General features: G+C 50.6%; 1 rRNA gene. It reads left to right on the top strand.

The window, feature by feature from the left end:
• Positions 1-269: ribosomal RNA gene (locus LKX83_RS32540) — 23S ribosomal RNA — on the top strand; the annotation flags it as partial.

Raw genomic sequence — 269 nt, 5'->3', positions numbered from 1 at the left:
CGAAAATGTAACGGGGCTAAACACACCACCGAAGCTATGGCATGTCGTAGTCTTCACTTTGTTCTGGCAGGACCGGGACATTTGTCAGAATCGACCGAAAAGGTCGTTCAAGGATTCTGACCAAATGCCCCAGCTAAACACGCCAGGGTGAAGTGAAGACTACGACTTGGGTAGGGGAGCGTTGAATGCGGGTTGAAGTCTGACCGAGAGGACAGGTGGACTGCATTCAAGTGAGAATGCCGGTATGAGTAACGAAAAGACAGGTGAGA

It is taken from the genome of Cohnella baijiui (genome assembly GCF_020731285.1).
In the GTDB taxonomy this organism is placed as follows: domain Bacteria; phylum Bacillota; class Bacilli; order Paenibacillales; family Paenibacillaceae; genus Cohnella.
Note: the sequence above shows the minus strand (reverse complement) of the source record. Positions and strands in the feature narration are given on the sequence as shown.